Genomic DNA, 18729 nt, shown 5'->3' on the forward strand with positions numbered 1-18729 from the left:
TCGTGGTTATGGATTCCGGGCCTGGCCCTTCGGGCCATCCCGGAATGACGGAGTATGGCTTACCGATTCGTCCCAAAGATCTTCCGCGCCTCGGCGGGGCTTGCGATCTCGCGGCCGGCGCGGCGGGCACAGGCGGCGACGGCTTCGATCAGCTGGCCGTTCGACGTCACCTTCGTGCCGTCGGCGAGATAGAAGGTGTCTTCGAGGCCGGTGCGCAGGTGACCGCCGAGCTCGGCGCAGCGCTGGTGCAGCGGCCAGATCTCCTCGCGGCCGATCGCCGTGACCTGCCAATGCGCCTCCGGACGCTTCAGCTTGATCAGGATCGGCAACAGGTCGGGATCCGACGGCATGCCGGAGGCGACGCCCATCACGAAGTTATATTCGAGCGGGCCCTTGTACATGCCGACCTGGGTGTACATGCCGACGCAGCGGACGATGCCGACATCGAAGCATTCGAACTCGGGGATGGTGCCGACCGCGTTCATGACGTCGAGATAGTCCTTCACCTTCTCGACGGCGTTGTCGAACATCATCGGCGGCCAGGCCCAGGTGTTGTCGGCTTTCACCTTCAAATAATTCAGCGAGCCGGCGTTGCAGGCGGCGATCTCCGGCCTGGTCTCGCGGATGCAGTCGAGCGCGCCTGAGTAGTTCGGCCCCGACACGCCCGAGGTGTGGTTGATGATCACGCCCGGGCAGGCTTCGCGGATCGCCTGCTGGATCTCCTTGCTGACACTGACCTCCCAGGACGGCAGGTGCCCTTTGTTGGGCGCCTGCTGACGCAGATGGATGTGCATGATGCTGGCGCCGGCATCGAACGCAGCCCGGGCCTCGCGCGCCATCTGCTCCGGCGTCACCGGCACGTTGTGCTGCTTGGGGTCGGTGAGCACGCCGTTCAGCGCGCAGGTGATGACGGCCTTGTCGCTCATGCCTTGACGCTCATGACTTGGATGTCTCGCACGTTGAGAATTCAACGCTTGCGATCATGTGACGCGCGGCATGCGGCTTCTTGCGCGGAGAAGCTGGAAAATAGCGAGTTGTAGGTGCGTAGGGTGGGCAAAGGCGCTCTTGCGCCGTGCCCACCACGTCTTGGTATTCGGCGAAAATGGTGGGCACGCTTTCGCTTTGCCCACCCTACGAGAGCGAGCCTAGCTCGCTTCCGCGAGCCTCACCGTCTCGGTGCTGCGATAGATCGCAAGATCGCGCGAGCCGACGAAGATCGCGCGCGGCTTCAAGCCGTAGAAGCGGCGGATCGAGTGGCTGAAATGCGTGCTATCGGGATAGCCGATGTCCTGCGCGAGATGGGCGAGGTTGAGGTCCTGGTTGGCGAAATGCAGCAAGTGCCGCGCGCGCTTCCAGGCGCGGAAGGAGCGGAACGAGATGCCGGTCTCCTCCTTGAACAGATGCAGGAAGCGCGAGGCGGAAAGACCTGCTTCTGCCGCGCAAGTATCCGCCGTCACCGGCTCGCCGGAGAAGCGCCCGATGCGCGCGACCGCGCGCATCACCCGCGGGTCGAGCACGCGGCGCGGCAGCGCCTCGCCGAAGCACATCTCGTCGAATTCGGCGGTGGTGATGTCGCCGTAGCGGCGCTGGCGCAGCAGCGCGTAGGCGGCGAGGATCTTGCGCGCATAGACGGCCCGGTCCGGTCCGGTCAGCCGCTCGGCCAAAGCCTCGATCACGCCATCCGGCATGCTTTCGGGCTCGAGCGTCACGCTGATTGCAGTGCGATAGTCGCCGGCAATGGAATGCCGCTGGTTCGGCAGGGTGACGAACAGCTCGCCGGTGGCGAGGACATCGTCGATCGTCAGGTGCAGGTTGCCCTTGACCGCCACATAGACATGGCAGCAACCGGGGGTCCGCTTGCGTGGGCGGCCGAGCAGGCCGGCATAAAACACCCGTTCCGGCGTGATCAGCATCAGATGGTCGGATTCGCGACCGTTATCTTCCATTGGGGTCCTCCTCGCGCGGCTCTCTGGCCGCTGCGGACGAAGATCACCTTAGCGCAAATTTGAGCGCTGTCACGAAGGGATAGCGCTGTCAGGGAAACATGCGCAGTCGTTCCGGGGCGGTCCGTTGGACCGAACCCGGAACCTCGAGATTCTCAGGTGCGCAACGGCGCACCATAGTTCGATGCTTCGCATCGGCCCGGAATGACAGCGTCCCTTACGCCCTTACCCGCGGCGCGACATTCTGCTCGACTCCAGCCTTCTGCTCCGCAGCAACGGCGCGCTTGAAGCCCTCGCGCTGCTGCAATCGCGCCCAATAGGCTGCGACGTTTGGCCCGAAATCCTTGGCGAGCCCGATGTTGTCGGCGAGGCGGAGCGCGTAGCCGATCACGATGTCGGCGGCGGTGAAGCGGCCGGCGCACAAGGTTTCGGCATTCGCGGTCGCTGCCTCAACGGCGCGCAGCCGGCCCAGGAACCATTTGGCATAGTCGCCGGCAACCTGCGGATTGCGGCGCTCCTCCGGCTCGAGCTGGGTGTAGCGGAGCACCAGCGTCTGCGGGAAGGTTAACGTGGCATCGCTGAAATACATCCAGTTCAGGAACGCGCCATAGGCGGGATCCTCGACGTCCACCATCAGCGGCGTCGGGGCGTATCTGGTGCCGAGGTAGTGGCAGATGCCCGAGGACTCCGTCATCTTCGTCTCGCCGTCGATCATGAAGGGAATCGTGCCGAGCGGGTTGAGCGCGAGATACTCCTTGGCGAACACCCGCGGCGGGAACGGCAGCATCTTCAACTCGTACGGCAGCCCCATCTCCTCCAGCATCCAGAGCGGACGGAACGAGCGTGCGGCATCGCAGTGATAGAGCGTGATCATGATGCATTCCCTTTGCTGCCGGGCAGCGTACCCATCATCTTGCACAGGACCATCAGCATGACCTCGTCGGCGCCGCCGCCGATCGAGGTCAGACGGCTGTCGCGATAGGCACGGCTGACCGGCGTCTCGTTGGTAAAGCCCATTCCGCCCCAATATTGCAAGCAGGCGTCGGTGAGCTCCCGGCCGAGCCGGCCGGCCTTCAACTTGGCCATGGTCGCGAGCCTGGTCACGTCCTCACCCGCCACCAGCGCCTCACCGGCGCGATAGATCAGTGCGCGCAGCAGCTCGACCTCGGTCTGCATCTCCGCGAGCTTGAAGTGCACGACCTGGTTGTCGAGGATGCTCTGGCCAAAAGCCTTGCGGTTGCGGGTGTATTCGATGGTCTCGTTGATGATGTATTCGTGCGCCTTGAGGCAGGCGGCCGCGCCCCACAGCCGCTCCTCCTGGAACTGGATCATCTGGTAGGTAAAACCCTTGCCCTCCTCGCCGATCCGGTTGCGCTTGGGCACGCGGACATTGTCGAAGAATATCTGCGCGGTGTCGGACGAGCGCATGCCCATCTTGTCGAGCTTGCGGGCGACCGTGACGCCCTTGGCCTTCATGGGCACGCAGATCAGCGACTTGTTGCGGTGAACGGGCCCGTCGCCGGTGTTGGCGAGCAGGCAGATCCAGTCGGCCTGGGTGCCGTTGGTGATCCACATCTTGCCGCCATTGATGACGTAGTCGTCGCCGTCCGAACGCGCGCCGGTCTTGATCGAGGCGACGTCGGAGCCGGCGCCGGGCTCGGAGACGCCGATGCAGGCGACGAAATCACCCGCAATCGAGGGCGCCAGGAATTCGCGCCGCACCTCGTCGGAGCCGAACCGCGCCAGCGCCGGCGTCGCCATGTCGGTCTGCACCCCGATCGCCATGGGCACGCCGCCGCAGGTGATGGCCCCGAGCTCCTCCGCCATCAGCAGTGCATAGGAATAGTCGAGCCCCGAGCCGCCGAATTCGACCGGCTTGTTCAATCCGAGGAAGCCGAGGCTGCCCATCTTCTTGAACAGCGCGTGCGCGGGGAAGATATCGGCCTTCTCCCATTCGTCGACGTGCGGATTGATCTCGTTCGCGATGAATTTTTGCAAGGAGCGGCGGATGTCGTCGTGGTCGGCGGTGAACAGCATTTCTTTCCCTTCGTCATTCCGGGGCGCGCGAAGCGCGAACCCGGAATCCAGAGATGAGTCCTACAATATCGAGATTCCGGGTTCGACGCTTCGCGCCGCCCCGGAATGACAGCGTGCATCACAGCCCCATCTGCCGCGACGCCAGATCCTTCATGATCTCCTCGGTACCGCCGCCGATGGCGTTGACCTTGACCTCGCGGTAGATGCGCTCGGCCTTGATGCCGCGCATGAAGCCGGCGCCGCCGAAGATCTGCACCGCTTCCGAGGCGCAGAACGCCATGGTCTGCGTTGCCTGGTTCTTCATCATGCAGATTTCGGCGACCGGACTTTCGCCCTGCTCCAGGCGCCAGGCCAGCATCTCCAGCATCGCCTGCGAGGCCGCGACCTTCTGCGCCATGTCGACGATCTTGTGCCTGATGACCTGATGCTGGGCGAGCGGCTTGCCGAAGGTCTTGCGTTCCTTGGCGTAGGCAATCGCCTCGTCGAGGCAGACGCGTGCGAAGGCGGTGCAGCCCGCCGCCATACCCATGCGCTCGCTGTTGAAATTCTGCATGATGATCTTGAAGCCCTGGCCCTCCTCGCCGATCAGATTTTCGGCCGGCACGCGGCAGTCGTCGAAATGCAGCGTCGCGGTGTCGGAGGCCCACCAGCCCATCTTCTTCAGTTTTGTCCTGGACAGGCCGGGCGTGTCGCCCGCGATCAGGAGCAGGCTGACGCCGCCGGCGCCCTCGCCGCCCGTACGCACGGCGACGGTCAGATAATCGGCGCGCATGCCCGAGGTGATGAAGGTCTTCTCGCCGCTCACGACGTAGTGATCGCCGTCCCGCCGCGCCCGCGTGCGAAGGTTTGCAACGTCCGAGCCGCCGCCCGGCTCGGTGATCGCGAGCGCGGAGATCTTCTCGCCTGCCAGCACCTGCGGCAGCACGCGCGCCTTCACCTCCGGCCGCGCCGCACGCGCGATCGGCGGCGAGCCGATGGTGTGGCTCATCAGGCTGGCGCTGACGCCGCCGGCGCCGGCCTGCGCCAGCTCCTGGCTCGCCACGATCTTCATGAACTGGTCGGCGGCAATCCCGCCGTATTCCTCGGGGAATCGCGAGCCCCAACAGGCCGATCTCCGCCGCCTTGCGATAGAGTGCGCGGGGAAATTCGCCGGCCTCGTCCCATTCATGGGCGAAGGGCGAGATCTCCTTCTCGACAAAGCGGCGCATCACGTCGCGGAAGGCATCGTGCTCGGCGGTATAGAACGGGTTCTTCATCGCACTCTCGCCTCGCGGACGGATTCGTCTCATCCACCATGGCTGGAACCTGGGCAGCTCACTTGCGCGGAGTGGCTGACCCGGTAAGGCCATTCAGCAGGCCATCACCTAGCAACTCAACGCAAGACGATTTTCGCCCCTCGCGCGCCAACTCCAAATCAAAAAAGACGTGTCGCACAAACTCCGGCTGGCCCCAGGGCCACGCCGGGCATGGTGCACGGCAATAGGGATACAGGCGGTACAAGACCGCCGAGGGAGGGTTTTTTGGCCGTTCGTTACTACGACTGGATCGCCCATCATGGCCGCCGCACGCCTGGCAAGGTCGCGGTCATCGACCTCGCGAGCGAGCGCCGCTTCACCTATTCGCAGCTGGATGCGAGGGTCTCGCGTCTCGCCTCGTTCCTGTGTCACACGCTGAAGGTCTCGCGCGGCGACCGCGTCGCGGTGCTGGCGCTGAACACGACCGATACGTTGGAGGTGCAGTTTGCCTGCGGGCGGTTAGGTGCGATCTTCGTGCCGCTGAACACCCGCCTCACCGTTCCCGAACTCCAGTTCATCACCGCTGATTGCGCGCCGAAGGTGATGATCCATGATGCCGACCTCGCCGAGACGGCGCTGAGCGTCGCCAAGCTCTGCGGTGTAGCGACCAGCCTGCTGCTCGGCCCCGGCGGGGCCTACGAGGCCGGCATCGCCGCCGCAAAGCCGCTCGACCGGATCGAGGAGGTCACACTCGATGACGTCTCGACCATCATGTACACGTCCGGCACCACGGGTCATCCGAAGGGCGCGACCATCACCCACGGCATGACGTTCTGGAATTGCGTCAATCTCGGCGGTCCCGCCTGCATCGGACCGTCCTCGGTGCTGCTCACCGTGCTGCCGCTGTTCCATACCGGCGGGCTGAATTGCTACACCAATCCGGTGCTGCATGCCGGCGGCACCGTGATGATCATGCGGGCCTTCGATCCCGGCACGGCGCTCGGCCTGATCAACGATCCCGCGCAGGGCATCAACGTGTTCTTCGGCGTCCCCGCGATCTACCAGTTCATGGCGCAGCATCCCGCCTTCGCAACGACCGACCTTACCCGGCTGATCGTCGGCGGTGTCGGCGGCGCGCCAATGCCGGTGCCGCTGCTGAAGGTCTGGGAGGCGCGCGGCGTCGCACTCCAGCAGGGCTATGGCATGACCGAGACCTCGCCGGCCGTGCTGGTGCTCGACCGCGAGGATGCGGCGCGCAAGGCCGGCTCCGCCGGCAAGCCGGTGCTGCACACGGAGGTGCGGATCGTGCGGCCCGACGGCAGCGACGCCGATGTCGGCGAGCTTGGCGAGCTCTGGGTGAAGGGACCAAACATCACGCCCGGCTACTGGAACAGGCCGGAGGCGAACAAATCCTCCTTCACCGACGGCTGGCTCCACACCGGCGATGCGACACGCGTCGATGAGGAAGGCTTCTACTACATCGTCGACCGCTGGAAGGACATGTACATCTCGGGCGGCGAGAACGTCTATCCGGCCGAGGTCGAGAACGTCCTGCACCAGCTTGGCGCCATCGCCGAAGCCGCCGTCATCGGCATTCCCGATCCGCAATGGGGCGAGGTGGGCCTTGCCATCGTCGCGGTCAAGCCAGGACAAAGGCTGACGGAAACCGACGTCTTCGCACATTGCGCGGCCAATCTCGCGCGCTTCAAATGCCCACGCCAAATTCGCTTCGTCGATGCGCTGCCGCGCAACGCCACCGGCAAGATCCACAAGCCGACCTTGCGCAAGGAATTCTCGGCGGCCTCCGAAGTCGACAAGAAAGTCGCCAACGCCTGACCAAAGCGCCCCTCTCGCGGGCGCTTTTTCCTTTTGTAGTGCCTGCTCCGACCCACAAGAAACCCAAGGAATTTCCATGAAAAACAAGAAACGCGTCCTGCTCGCGGCGGCTACGGCCCTGACATTGCTCTCGGTTCAAGGGGCTTACGCACAGAAGAGGTACGATACCGGCGCCTCCGACACCGAGATCAAGATCGGCAATGTCGAGGCCTATTCCGGCCCCGCCTCCGCTTACGGCGTCATCGGCAAGACCGAGGAAGCCTATTTCAAGATGATCAACGACCAGGGCGGCATCAACGGCCGCAAGATCAACTGGATCTCCTATGATGACGGCTACTCGCCGCCCAAGACCGTGGAGCAGGTCCGCAAGCTGATCGAGAGCGACGAAGTGTTCCTGGTGTTCAACGCGCTCGGCACGCCGACCCAGACCGCCGTGCAGAAATATCACAACGCCAAGAAGATCCCGCAGCTCTTCCTCGCCACCGGCGCCAGCAAGTGGAACGACCCGCAGAATTTCCCGTGGACCATGGGCTTCCAGCCGAGCTACCGGGTCGAGGCGCGGATCTTCGCCAAGTACATCCTGAAGGAGAAGCCGGACGCGAAGGTCGCGATCTTCTATGCCAACGACGATTTCGGCAAGGACTACGTCGCCGGCATCAAGGACGTGTTCGGCGACAAGGCATCGAAGCTGATCGTGGCCGAAGAGAGCTACGAGACCTCGGAGCCATCGATCGATTCACACATCGTCAAACTCAAGGGCACCGGCGCGGACGTCTTCGTGAACATCTCGACCCCGAAATTCGCGGCGCAAGCCATCAAGAAGATCGCGGAGCTGGAATGGAAGCCGATGCACCTGATGACTGATGTCTCGGTGTCCATCGGCGCGGTGATGAAGCCCGCCGGCCTCGAAGCCTCCGAGGGCGTGCTGTCGGCCGGTTATCTGAAGGACGCGTCGGATCCGCAATGGAAAGACGACGAGGGCATGAAGAAGTTCGTGGCCTTCATCGACAAATACATGCCCGGCGCAAACATCTCGGACGCCAACCTGGTCTACGGCTATGCCGCGGCCCAGACGATGGTGCAGGTGCTGAAGCAGGCGGGCGACAATCTCACCCGCGAGAACGTGATGAAGCAGGCCGCCAGCCTGAAGGACTTCGCCCCCGATACGCTGATCCCGGGGATCAAGATCAACACCTCGCCCACCGACTTCGCGCCGATCGAACAGCTCAAGATGTGGCGGTTCAAGAACGGCCAGTGGGAACTGTTCGGCCCCATCATCAGCGCGGAGCCGAGCGGCTAGTTCTCGGCGAACTGTCCGTGCATGGGGGATGGCGGCCGCGAGGCCGCCATCTCCTTGTCCGCGGATCTCCAGGGTGAACCAAGGGTGAACCTATGCCGGCAAGAACAGCGCGAACGGCTCTTCCACCGTGCGGCGCAGGTGTTTTCGGTACAGCTCATAGTTGGCGTCGCCGGACGCGACCCGGCCCAAGGACGGCGTCGGAACGTTCCTGAGCGGCACGTAGGCGATCGGTGCTGCAATCGGCGTCAGCTGCGAGCCGGGACCGGCGCGGAGCGTCGAGATGATGCCGTACATCTCGCCGGCGACCGTCGGCCGCGACACCGTGATCACGCGATGCTGGCCGTGCTTGATGATGACGAGATAGATGAAGCCGGACTGATGCGGCACGGCGACCTCGCCGGTGTGCTCATAGGCGGCATCGGTCCGATCGCCCTCGCGGAAGACCAGCGACGAGACCTTCGGCTCCCACAAGATTTCGGTGCGGTAGGCGAAGATCGCGTCCTTGTCGCCAAACGACGGCCGCAGCGTGATGTAGACATCCTCGAGCCAGGTCACCGCGCGATGCGCATAGGAGCCGAGGCTGTCGGGCGCGACATCGTTCGCGGCCGCAGGCGCCACGACGACGACGCTCTTGCGTAGGGACACACCCAGCGCCTGCTCCAGCCGGACCGTCGTCGCCAGCGTGAACGGCCGGCGGCCGCCGAGCACCTTCTCCAGCGTCGACAGGCTGAGCTTGGCCTGCTCGGCCAGCGCCTGCCGGGAGATCCGGCGCCTGGCGAGCTCCTCGCGAATGGTCTCCGCGATCTCGCGGCTCTGCTCGTCCGAAAGCTGCTTGTCGCCCTGCGTTTGCATCGTCACCCCTGCCTTGGGAGCACCATTCTAGCAGGGCGGACAAACCAGCACAAAACCGCACATGGCCACCCGTCCGCCGCCCGCCCGGGCCGGCCGCGGCGGAACATTGCCGATCATTCTGCTCGCGAAATCAGGCCCTCCCGGCGGATGCTGAGCCTGCAAACATCCTTCGGGAGCAGGCCAAATGAATACCTACGACACAGCCGACAGCGACGAACATCCCATGCTGAGCCGGCTGATCAAGCTCGGATTGTTTCTTCTCGCGCAGGGCATCGCGGTGATGCTGGTCGCCTTCGTGGCCCTGCTGGTGAGCTTCGGGACGAGCTGGTCGGCAACGACCGAACAGGCCAGCCTGCTCCGGCCCGGCGATGCCAGGTCCGGCACCCTCCTCCTGAAGGAAGATGGCGCCACCACCGAAGCGATCCGCCTCGGCATCGATATCGACATCACGGTATCGGGCCCGACGCTGCGCACCCGCGTCACCCAGGTGTTCCGCAATCCGACCAAGGACTGGGTCGAGGCCACCTATGTCTATCCGCTCGCGACCAATGGCGCCGTCGACACGCTGAAGATGGTGGTCGGCGACCGCGTCATCGTCGGCGACATCAAGGAGCGGCAACAGGCGCGCGTGATCTACGAACAGGCGCGCAGCGCCGGCCAGAAGGCCGCGCTCACCGAGCAGGAGCGGCCCAACATCTTCACCAACTCGGTGGCGAATATCGGTCCCGGCGAAACCGTGCTGGTGCAGATCGAATATCAGGAGCCGGTGCATCAATCCGGCAATGAATATTCGCTCCGCGTGCCGCTGGTGGTCGCGCCGCGCTACAATCCGGCGCCGATCGTGCAGAGCGTCGACTTCCGCAACGACGGCTCCGGCTGGGGCGCCGCCACGTCCGATCCCGTGCCCGACCGCGAGCGCATTTCCCCGACGGTGCTGGATCCCGTCAGGAATGCGCCCGCTAACCCGACCAGCATCACAGTGCGTCTGAAGGCCGGCTTTGCGCTCGGCGAGGTCAAGAGCCACCATCATAACGTCAAGATCGAGAGCCCGGACAACGCGACGCGCATCGTCACGCTCGCCGACGGCGCGGTGCCCGCCGACCGCGATTTCGAACTGACGTGGAAGCCGGCGGCTCAGAAAGCACCGTCGGTCGGCCTGTTCCGCGAGCATGTCGGCGATGCCGATTACCTGCTCGCCTTCGTCACGCCGCCGAGCGCCGAGCAGGCAACGCAGAAGCCGCTGCCGCGCGAGGTCGTGTTCGTGATCGACAATTCGGGCTCGATGGGTGGCACCTCGATCGTCCAGGCCAAGGCGAGCCTGCTCTACGCCCTCGGCCGCCTCCAGCCGGCCGACCGCTTCAACGTCATCCGTTTCGACGATACCATGGACGTGCTATTTCCGGCCTCCGTGCCGGCGGATGCCGCCCATGTCGGCGAAGCGACCTCGTTCGTCAGCGCCTTGCAGGCGCGCGGCGGCACCGAGATGGTGCCGGCGATGCGCGCCGCGCTGACCGACAAGATCGGTGACACCGGCATGGTTCGCCAGGTCGTGTTCCTGACCGACGGCGCGATCGGCAACGAGCAGCAATTGTTCGAGACGATCACGGCGATGCGCGGCCGCTCGCGCGTGTTCATGGTCGGCATCGGGTCCGCGCCCAACACCTATCTGATGACGCGCGCTTCCGAGCTCGGCCGCGGCGCCTTCACCCATATCGGCTCTGTCGAGCAGGTCGAGGAGCGCATGCGCGGCCTGTTCGCGAAGCTGGAAAATCCGGCGGTGACCGGCCTCAGCGCAAAGTTCTCCGAAGCCACGGCCGACGTCACCCCGGCGATCATTCCGGACGTCTATCGCGACGAGCCCCTGGTGCTGGCGGCCAGGCTCGACAAGCTCGCAGGCTCGCTCGAGATCAAGGGGCGCGTCGGCGACCGTCCGTGGTCGGTGACGCTGCCGTTGCAAAATGCCGCCGAAGGCAAGGGCCTGTCAAAACTCTGGGCCAGGCGCAAGATCGGCGACGCCGAAGTGGCGCGCACGATGCGCGAGATGACGTCGGAAGAGGCCGACAAGGCGATCCTGGCGCTGGCGCTCGACCATCAGATCGTCACGCGGCTCACCAGCCTCGTCGCGATCGACAAGACGCCGAGCCGCCCCGAAGGCGAACCGCTCAAGCTCAGCGAATTGCCGATCAATCTGCCGGCCGGCTGGGATTTCGAGAAGATCTTCGGCGAACGGCCGCAGCTGGTGCCGACGCAGCTGCGCGAACGCCATGCCGATGCGCGCAACCAGCCGGCGGCAAGGCGGCCGACCCCCGCCGCGCCCGACGCGATCCGCCTGCCCAAGACCGCCACCTCAGCCGAGCTGAAGATGATCGGAGGTCTGGTCCTGATCGTGCTCGCCCTGATCCTGTTCGTGTTCAACCGGCGTCAGCCCTTGCTCACTGACGCCGCTTGAGAGAGGAGCCTCCCCGAACTCCTCTGTTAGCGCGCGCGGCTGCCCGTCCCCTACCCAACGGCCGCGCGCGCCTTTTTGGGGAATGTCATTCCGGGGCGGCTCGTAGAGCCGAACCCGGAATCTCGAGGTTCCGGGTTCTCGCTACGCGAGCCCCGGAACGACGAACAAGAGATACTCAATGCCCCGCCTCATCTCTCCCCTGGTTCTCGCGCTGATCGGCCTCATCTTGTTCGGCGACGGCGCCTACATCCATGCAAAAGCCTGGCTCGCGCAGGTGCTGCTGGAGCGCGCGTTCGACCGAAGCGTTGCGACGGGAGAGGTGGTCAAGCCGTGGTCATGGGCCGACACCTGGCCGGTCGCACGGATCGAGGTGAAGCGGATCGGCGCCAGCGCGATCGTGCTGGACGGCGCGAGCGGCCAGGCACTTGCTTTCGGACCCGGCCATATCGAGCGGACAGTCGATGCCGGCGAGCGCGGCGTTGCCGTCTATGCCGCCCATCGCGATACGCATTTCCGCTTCTTGCGGAATGTCGCGATCGGAGACGTGATCGAGATCACCCGCCGCGACGGCAGGCATTTCCGCTATCGCGTGGATTCTGCGACCGTTGTCCGTTTCGACGCATCGGGCATCGATCCCGCGACACAGGATGTCGAGCTCGTGCTCGCCACCTGCTGGCCGTTCGACGCCGTTACGTCCGGTCCCGAACGTTATGTCCTGCATGGCGTCCTGATGGGAGCGAATGAGTAGCAGCGATGCATCGCTCATTCCATCACACGGCATACCATGTGGTTGCTACTGCGAAGAACTCGCCATAGAACAGAGTGACGCGCCACCAAGAAGAACAACAGGTGAGATCACGCCATGGAAGCTCGCGTATCTGCTGCATTCTCCTCTCCGCGCCCATGGTCTCCATCGCCCGACGCCAGCGACATCGTAAAAGGCATCCATGCCATGCTGCACCCGCACAACATCGTGCTGGTGGGCGCGACCGACAAGCCCGGCAATTATGCCGAGCGCATCTGGAACAATCTGGTCAAATACGGCTTCGAGGGCGGGCTCTATCCGGTCAACGCCAAGCGCGAGACGATCTGGGGTGTGCCCTGCTACAAGGATTTTGCAGCCCTCCCGGAAAAGCCCGATCATGTCCTGGTGCTGGTGCCGGCCCGTTTCGCCGTGCAGGTTATCCGCGATGCCGCCGCGGCCGGCGCGCGCTCGGCCACCGTCGTCACCTCCGGCTTCAGCGAGTTGCAGGATGACGAGAGCCAGAAGCTCGCCGCCGAACTGCAAGCGGCCATCCGCGAAACCGGCCTCGCCGTCACCGGCCCGAATTGCCTCGGCAACTTGAGCGCCGGCGAAAAGCTCTTCACCAATATCGACGACCGCATCGTCACCATGGAACAGGGCGCGGTGGCGATCGCCGGGCAATCCGGCGCCATCGTCATGGCGATCCGCCAGGCGCTGGAGGATCGCGGCGTCGGCGTCGGCTACATGGTCACGACCGGCAACGAGGCCGGGCTCGAGACGCCGGACCTGATGCGCTATTTCGCGGAGGATCCGAGCGTCAAGGTGATCGTCGTCTACCTCGAGGGCGTGCGCAACACCAAGGCCTTTCGCGACGCCTGCAAGGCGGCGCGCGCGGCGAGCAAGCCCGTGATCGCGCTCAAGCTCGGCGCATCCGAGGGCGGCCGCGCCGCGGCGATGGCGCACACCGGAGCGCTGGCGGGCTCGATCGAGACGTTCGACGCAATCGCAACGCGTGAAGGTGTCATCCGGGTCGGCGGGCTCGACGAATTGATCGAGACCACCGAATGCTTCGTCCACGCCGCCGTACCCAACGGGGACCGGCTCGCCGCGGTCACGCTGTCCGGCGGCAAGCGCGGCATGCTGATCGACGCCTTCTATGCGGAGGGCTTGAACTTCGCGCCGCTCAGCCCGCATGTCAGCTCGGAGCTGGCGAGGATGCTCGGGCCCGGATCGATCGTCGGCAATCCGCTCGACGCCGGCTTTGCCGCGGTCGTCGATCCCTCCGTCTACATGAAGTCGATCAAGCTGATGATCGACGACCCCGATATCGACATCGTCATCATCGATGCCGAGCTGCCGAAGGCGCCGCACGAGCTGCGCGAGCGTAACCTGCGCATCGTCGACGAGATGGCGAGCCGGGCCTCAAAGCCCGTGATCTACATCAGCGCGATGTCGATCGGCTTCACCGAGTTCACCAAGTCCTTGCGCAAATCGCTGCCGCATCTCGCGGTCATGCAGGGCATGGATCGCGCGGTCACCGCGATCAAATCACTGCTCGCCTATGCGAAGCTACGCAAGGAAGTACCCGACATCGTCTCGAGCTCGAAACCCGCCGCGCGTGCCGTGCTGGAAAAGGTGCTGACATCGGCGAACGGCGCCGCACTCGACGAAGTGGCCTCGAAGAAGCTGCTGAAGGCCTATGGCATCCCGACCTCGAAGGAAGCGACCGCACAGACGGCGGCGGAAGCCGTGAAGATCGCGAAACAGATCGGCTTCCCGGTCGTGGCAAAGGTCGTCAGCGCCGAGATCCTGCACAAGTCCGACATCGGCGGCGTGGTGCTGAACCTGAGCAATGCGGCCGAGGTGAGGAAGGCGTTCGCCGATATCACCGCGCGGGTGAAGCGGCTGAAGGGCAAGCCGAGGCTCGACGGCATCCTGATCGCGCAGCAGGTCAAGGCCGACCTCGAACTCGTGGTCGGCGCCTCGCTCGACGCCGAGATGGGTCCGGTCGTGCTGTTCGGCACCGGCGGCATCGACATCGAGCTGATGAAGGACGTCGCGCTCGCGGGCGCGCCGCTGGACGAGGCCGAGGCGCGGCTCCTGATCGGCCGCACCAAGGCCGGCATCAAGATGCGCGGCTATCGCGGCAAGCCGGCCTTGCACGAGGCCTCCGCGGTGAAGGCGCTGGTCGGCCTGTCCAACCTGATCGCGGATGCCGGCGACCGGATCGCCTCGATCGACATCAATCCGTTCCTGATCAACACCAGGACGGGCGTGGCGGTCGATGCCCTGATCGTGCTGAACAATGCCGCGGCAAAGCGCGCGGCCGGGCATTGATGTCGCGTTGGGCGGACTAGCGCGCCATTTTGCACGGCGGAGAGCAGTGGCGGGTTACACTTCCGCCTTCGCTCTTCGAGCCACGGCGGACAAGTCGTTAACCCGCTCGCGTTAGCATTGCGGTCGTTCAGACTCCTTCCAACTTCCCTGCTTTGGTCGTAAAATCGCACCCGCATGGCACGCGCGAGCAATCTGGTGATCGGGACGGCGACGCTGGCGGTGATCGCCGTGGCGTTCGGCGGCCTGCTCGGCGTACAGAAATGGCGCACCATCCAGAGTCGCAGCCAGTTGCGCGTGGTGTTCGAAGGCGGTTCCGCCAGCGGCCTGCGCCGGGGCGGCCCGGTCAATTTCGACGGTGTGCTCGCGGGCCAGATCCTGTCGATCAAGCTGGACAATCCCCGCAAGGTCGTGGCGCTGGTGTTGCTCGACAACTCCGCGCCGATCCGCAAGGACACCGTGGCGGGAATCGAGTTCCAGGGTCTCACCGGCGTCGCCGCGGTCTCCCTGATCGGCGGCGCGCCTTCCGCACCGCCGGTGCCGCTTGATTCGGACGGCATTCCCGTGCTCACCGCCGATCTCAGCGACGTCGAATCCATCGTCGACACCTTGCACAGTGTCGACCGCACGATCGTGAGCAACGCCCCTGCGATCAAGGAGGGGCTCCGCACATTCGAGAACTCCAGCGCCGACCTCAGGAGCAAGGGCGGCGAAATCGATTCCGTCATGGCCAAGGTCGACAGCGCCTTCGCAGGCTTCGACAAGGCGGTCACGAAGATCGAGGGCGTAGTGCCGGGCTTCGTCGATGGCAGGGCCGACGAGCTGTTCGAAACGGTGCAGGGGCTGCGCGAGCTGACCGACACCATGAGGAAGAAGTCGGCGAGCTACATCGAGGACATTCGACGCTCGCTGCTCGACGTCAGCGAGACCGCCAACAAGATGGCCGGCACGCCCGTGCCGCCGCGGCCACCGCGCAAGCCCGAGCAGAAGAAGCGGTAGGCGTGGCGAGCTGATCCGCCCCTCCCCCCAAAAACGTCGAAAACAACCCCATGCACAGTAGAACTGCCCCGCCAGTCGGGGCTTGGCGCTGCGCCGCGAACACACTTGGCGCCCCTGTCCGCGGGTTCGCGATGAGGGGCGGGCACGCGAACGCTTTGCCCACCCTGCGACATCCGCGACAGCTCAGTAGTTGCTGGCTGCTGCCTCATTGGGGATGCCCTCGATCGGGCACTCGTCGGTCCCCGGCGTCGAGCGGGTCATCGCCTCGACCATGTCGCGCGTGCCTTCGGGATCCTTGATCCAGTTCTTGTAGAAATCATACGGACACGCCGCAACGCCGCGCGGGCTTTCGCCGGAATTGATCATGCCGGTGTAACCACGGTGGACCAGCTTGTAGAGGTGGTTCTGCGACTGGCCATTGCGGCGCGCGTCGCGGATCAGATGCTTCGACAGCTGGGCGTACTGGATGCCGTAATCCTCTTCGCCGCACTCGCCGAGTGTGCGGCCGTCGAAACCTATGATCGCGGAGTGACCGAAGTAGGAATAGACGCCGTCGAAGCCGGCGGCATTAGCGACCGCGACATAGACATTGTTGGCCCATGCCATGGCCTTGGAAATCAGGACCTGCTGCTCCTTGGCCGGATACATGTAGCCCTGGCAACGCACGATCAGCTCGGCGCCCTTCATGGCGCAGTCCCGCCAGATCTCCGGATAGTTGCCGTCGTCGCAGATGATCAGGCTGACCTTGAGGCCCTTCGGGCCGTCGGAGACATAAGTGCAATTGCCGGGATACCAGCCCTCGATCGGCACCCAGGGCATGATCTTGCGGTACTTCTGGACGATCTCGCCCTTGTCGTTCATCAGGATCAAGGTGTTGTAGGGCGCCTTGTGCGGGTGCTCCTCGTGGCGCTCGCCGGTCAGCGAGAACACGCCCCACACTTTCGCCTTGCGGCAGGCCTCGGCGAAGATCGCGGTCTCTTCACCGGGCACCGCCGAGGCGGTCTCATACATCTCCTTGGAGTCGTACATGATCCCCTGAGTGGAGTATTCGGGGAAGATCACGAGGTCCATGCCGGGCAGGCCGACCTTCATGCCCACCACCATGTCGGCGATCTTGCGGGCGTTGTCGAGCACCTCGGCCTTGGTGTGAAGGCGGGGCATCTTGTAGTTCACCACTGCGACGCCGACGGTGTCGTTGCTGCTGGAAATGTCGCCGTGAAGCATTTTGACCGCTCCTGTTCTTGACTTGTTGTTCTGGGTTGGCCGCCGATCGAGCGGTCGCGTGGGTTAGTGACTGATCATCCAGGGGCGCGCCGTTGGAAAACCCTTGGCCCCGCTCCTGGTCTTGGTCATCAGCCGCGCCGGCTTCTTCTTGTCCGCCGAGCCCTTGTCCTTGACCGTCTTGCCCGTGGAGCAGCAGCCGCAACCGGGACCGTGCGAGGCCTTGTATTGCGCGAGCGTCTGCGGCGCGTGCGTGCTGCGCTCGTTGACGGCGTGCGCCTTGCGCTTCTCCGCCGGCATGCAGAAGAAATTCGGCGCGGTCAGGATCACTCGCGGCGCCATGGTCTCGCAATGCGGACAGCTTTGCGGATCGTCGCATTCCGCCATCGGGCGCAGGTCCTTGAAGGGACCGCAGTCGTCACAGAGATATTCATAGACCGGCATCGCATCATCCCCACGCTCTTGCCTGTTCAACACACCTGGCGGCGGATGCGGGGCGGCAGATACGCGCCGTCCCGCATCCCGTCGCGCAGGGATTACTTGTCCGGCGAGATCGGCATCTGGATATCGCCCGTGATGTGCTTGATGGGACCTGCCGCCGACGGCATCACGTCGAAGTCGAAGATCTCCGTCGGCAACCATAGCGTGGCGCAGGCGTTGGGCACGTCGACCACGCCGGAAATGTGCCCCTGGCACGGCGCGGTGCCGAGGATCGAATAGGCCTGCGCGCCGGAGTAGCCGAACTTCTTCAGATACTCGATGGCGTTGAGGCAGGCCTGGCGGTAGGCGATGTGGACGTCGAGATAGTGCTGCTTGCCGGCCTCGTCGACCGAGATGCCTTCGAAGATCAGATAGTCCTTGTAGTTCGGCGTGATCGGCGACGGCTTGAAGATCGGGTTCTTGATGCCGTACTTCGCCATGCCGTCCTTGATCACCTCGACCTTCAGATGCAGCCAGCCGGCCATCTCGATCGCGCCGCAGAAGGTGATCTCGCCGTCGCCCTGGCTGAAGTGCAGGTCGCCCATCGAGAGACCGGCGCCGGGCACATAGACCGGGAAGTAGATCTTCGATCCGCGCGACAGGTCCTTGATGTCGCAATTGCCGCCATGCTCGCGCGGCGGCACCGTGCGCGCGCCTTCGGCGCCGATCTTCGCCTTGACGTCGCCCTTGGCACGGCCGCCATGGGCGGTCGGCGCGAATGGCGGATTGGCAAGGCCGGGCACGCGGGTCGGGTTGGTCGAGATCAGCTCGGCCTCGCGCTTGTTCCACATATCCAGCATCTTCGGATCGGGCAGACAGCCGATCAGGCCGGGATGAATGAGGCCCGCGAAGTTGACGCCCGGAACGTGACGGGACGAGGTATAGAGGCCCTTGATGTCCCAGATCGATTTCTGCGCCAGCGGGAAGTGGTCGGTCAGGAAGCCGCCGCCGTTCTGCTTGGAGAAGAAGCCGTTGAAGCCCCACAGGCTCTCCTTGAGCGGGCCGACGTCGAGCAGGTCAACGACCAGGAGATCGCCGGGCTCGGCGCCCTTGACGCCGATCGGGCCGGAGAGGAAGTGCACGATCGACAGATCGATGTCGCGCACGTCGTCGGCGGAATCGTTATTCTTGATGAAGCCGCCGGTCCAGTCATAGGTCTCGATGATGAAATCGTCGCCGGGATTGACCCAGGCCACGATCGGAATGTCGGGGTGCCAGCGATTATGCACCATGTCATTTTCGTAGGCCGACTTGGTGAGATCGACCTTGATCAGTGTCTCTGGCATCGAGATGCTCCC

14 protein-coding genes and 1 pseudogene are annotated in these 18729 nt (G+C 64.6%); 6 read left to right on the forward strand and 9 right to left on the reverse strand.

Annotated features, from left to right (window positions below):
- Nucleotides 1-59 precede the first annotated feature (59 nt).
- The 5 genes and pseudogenes from ACVWW6_RS05315 to ACVWW6_RS05335 all read right to left on the reverse strand — a co-directional run bounded on the left by ACVWW6_RS05315 (nucleotide 60) and on the right by ACVWW6_RS05335 (nucleotide 5236).
- Nucleotides 60-926, reverse strand: a complete 867-nt coding sequence (locus tag ACVWW6_RS05315) for a 3-keto-5-aminohexanoate cleavage protein (protein WP_456680290.1) — start codon at nucleotides 924-926, stop codon at nucleotides 60-62.
- A 219-nt stretch (nucleotides 927-1145) separates the two neighbouring features.
- Complete coding sequence (locus tag ACVWW6_RS05320; protein WP_028172655.1) at nucleotides 1146-1946, reverse strand: helix-turn-helix domain-containing protein; 801 nt, start codon at nucleotides 1944-1946, stop codon at nucleotides 1146-1148.
- Between the two features lie 214 nt (nucleotides 1947-2160).
- Nucleotides 2161-2817, reverse strand: a complete 657-nt coding sequence (locus ACVWW6_RS05325) for a glutathione S-transferase family protein (RefSeq protein ID WP_011083803.1) — start codon at nucleotides 2815-2817, stop codon at nucleotides 2161-2163.
- Nucleotides 2814-3980 carry an acyl-CoA dehydrogenase family protein gene (locus ACVWW6_RS05330; protein ID WP_456680291.1) on the reverse strand — a complete coding sequence of 389 codons (1167 nt, stop codon included), beginning with the start codon at nucleotides 3978-3980 and terminating at the stop codon, nucleotides 2814-2816. Before ACVWW6_RS05330 ends, ACVWW6_RS05325 begins: the two co-directional genes overlap by 4 nt.
- A 118-nt stretch (nucleotides 3981-4098) precedes the next feature.
- Nucleotides 4099-5236: pseudogene (locus ACVWW6_RS05335) on the reverse strand (acyl-CoA dehydrogenase family protein).
- 264 nt (nucleotides 5237-5500) lie between these two features.
- Between ACVWW6_RS05335 and ACVWW6_RS05340 the strand changes: the two are divergent.
- Nucleotides 5501-7051, forward strand: a complete 1551-nt coding sequence (locus ACVWW6_RS05340) for an acyl-CoA synthetase (RefSeq protein WP_456680292.1) — start codon at nucleotides 5501-5503, stop codon at nucleotides 7049-7051.
- A gap of 76 nt (nucleotides 7052-7127) precedes the next feature.
- Nucleotides 7128-8351, forward strand: a complete 1224-nt coding sequence (locus tag ACVWW6_RS05345) for an ABC transporter substrate-binding protein (protein WP_456680293.1) — start codon at nucleotides 7128-7130, stop codon at nucleotides 8349-8351.
- Between the two features lie 90 nt (nucleotides 8352-8441).
- Here the strand turns inward: ACVWW6_RS05345 and ACVWW6_RS05350 are convergent, their stop codons facing one another.
- On the reverse strand, nucleotides 8442-9203 hold the full coding sequence (locus ACVWW6_RS05350) for a helix-turn-helix transcriptional regulator (RefSeq protein ID WP_456680294.1): 762 nt from the start codon (nucleotides 9201-9203) through the stop codon (nucleotides 8442-8444).
- A gap of 184 nt (nucleotides 9204-9387) precedes the next feature.
- On the opposite strand from ACVWW6_RS05350, the gene ACVWW6_RS05355 reads away from it, so the two are divergent.
- The 4 genes from ACVWW6_RS05355 to ACVWW6_RS05370 all read left to right on the forward strand — a co-directional run bounded on the left by ACVWW6_RS05355 (nucleotide 9388) and on the right by ACVWW6_RS05370 (nucleotide 15730).
- Nucleotides 9388-11652, forward strand: coding sequence for a marine proteobacterial sortase target protein (locus ACVWW6_RS05355; RefSeq protein ID WP_456680295.1), 2265 nt, complete (start codon nucleotides 9388-9390; stop codon nucleotides 11650-11652).
- 178 nt (nucleotides 11653-11830) lie between these two features.
- Nucleotides 11831-12400, forward strand: coding sequence for a class GN sortase (locus ACVWW6_RS05360; RefSeq protein WP_456680296.1), 570 nt, complete (start codon nucleotides 11831-11833; stop codon nucleotides 12398-12400).
- A gap of 114 nt (nucleotides 12401-12514) precedes the next feature.
- Nucleotides 12515-14734, forward strand: a complete 2220-nt coding sequence (locus tag ACVWW6_RS05365) for an acetate--CoA ligase family protein (protein ID WP_456680297.1) — start codon at nucleotides 12515-12517, stop codon at nucleotides 14732-14734.
- 174 nt (nucleotides 14735-14908) lie between these two features.
- Nucleotides 14909-15730: an MlaD family protein gene (locus tag ACVWW6_RS05370; RefSeq protein ID WP_271557130.1), complete on the forward strand. Its 822-nt coding sequence runs from the start codon at nucleotides 14909-14911 to the stop codon at nucleotides 15728-15730.
- A gap of 183 nt (nucleotides 15731-15913) precedes the next feature.
- Here ACVWW6_RS05370 and ACVWW6_RS05375 read toward each other — a convergent pair whose 3' ends face one another.
- From ACVWW6_RS05375 to fmdA, 3 genes are all read right to left on the reverse strand, one after another.
- Nucleotides 15914-16954, reverse strand: coding sequence for an aliphatic amidase (locus ACVWW6_RS05375; protein WP_304550283.1), 1041 nt, complete (start codon nucleotides 16952-16954; stop codon nucleotides 15914-15916).
- Nucleotides 16955-17017: 63 nt separating this feature from the next.
- A complete protein-coding gene (locus ACVWW6_RS05380; RefSeq protein ID WP_456680298.1) occupies nucleotides 17018-17395 on the reverse strand; it encodes an FmdB family zinc ribbon protein in 378 nt (125 codons plus the stop codon).
- A 92-nt stretch (nucleotides 17396-17487) separates the two neighbouring features.
- Nucleotides 17488-18717 carry a formamidase gene (gene fmdA, locus ACVWW6_RS05385; RefSeq protein WP_161532941.1) on the reverse strand — a complete coding sequence of 410 codons (1230 nt, stop codon included), beginning with the start codon at nucleotides 18715-18717 and terminating at the stop codon, nucleotides 17488-17490.
- Nucleotides 18718-18729: the final 12 nt, after the last annotated feature.

This window comes from Bradyrhizobium sp. USDA 3311 (assembly GCF_054062495.1).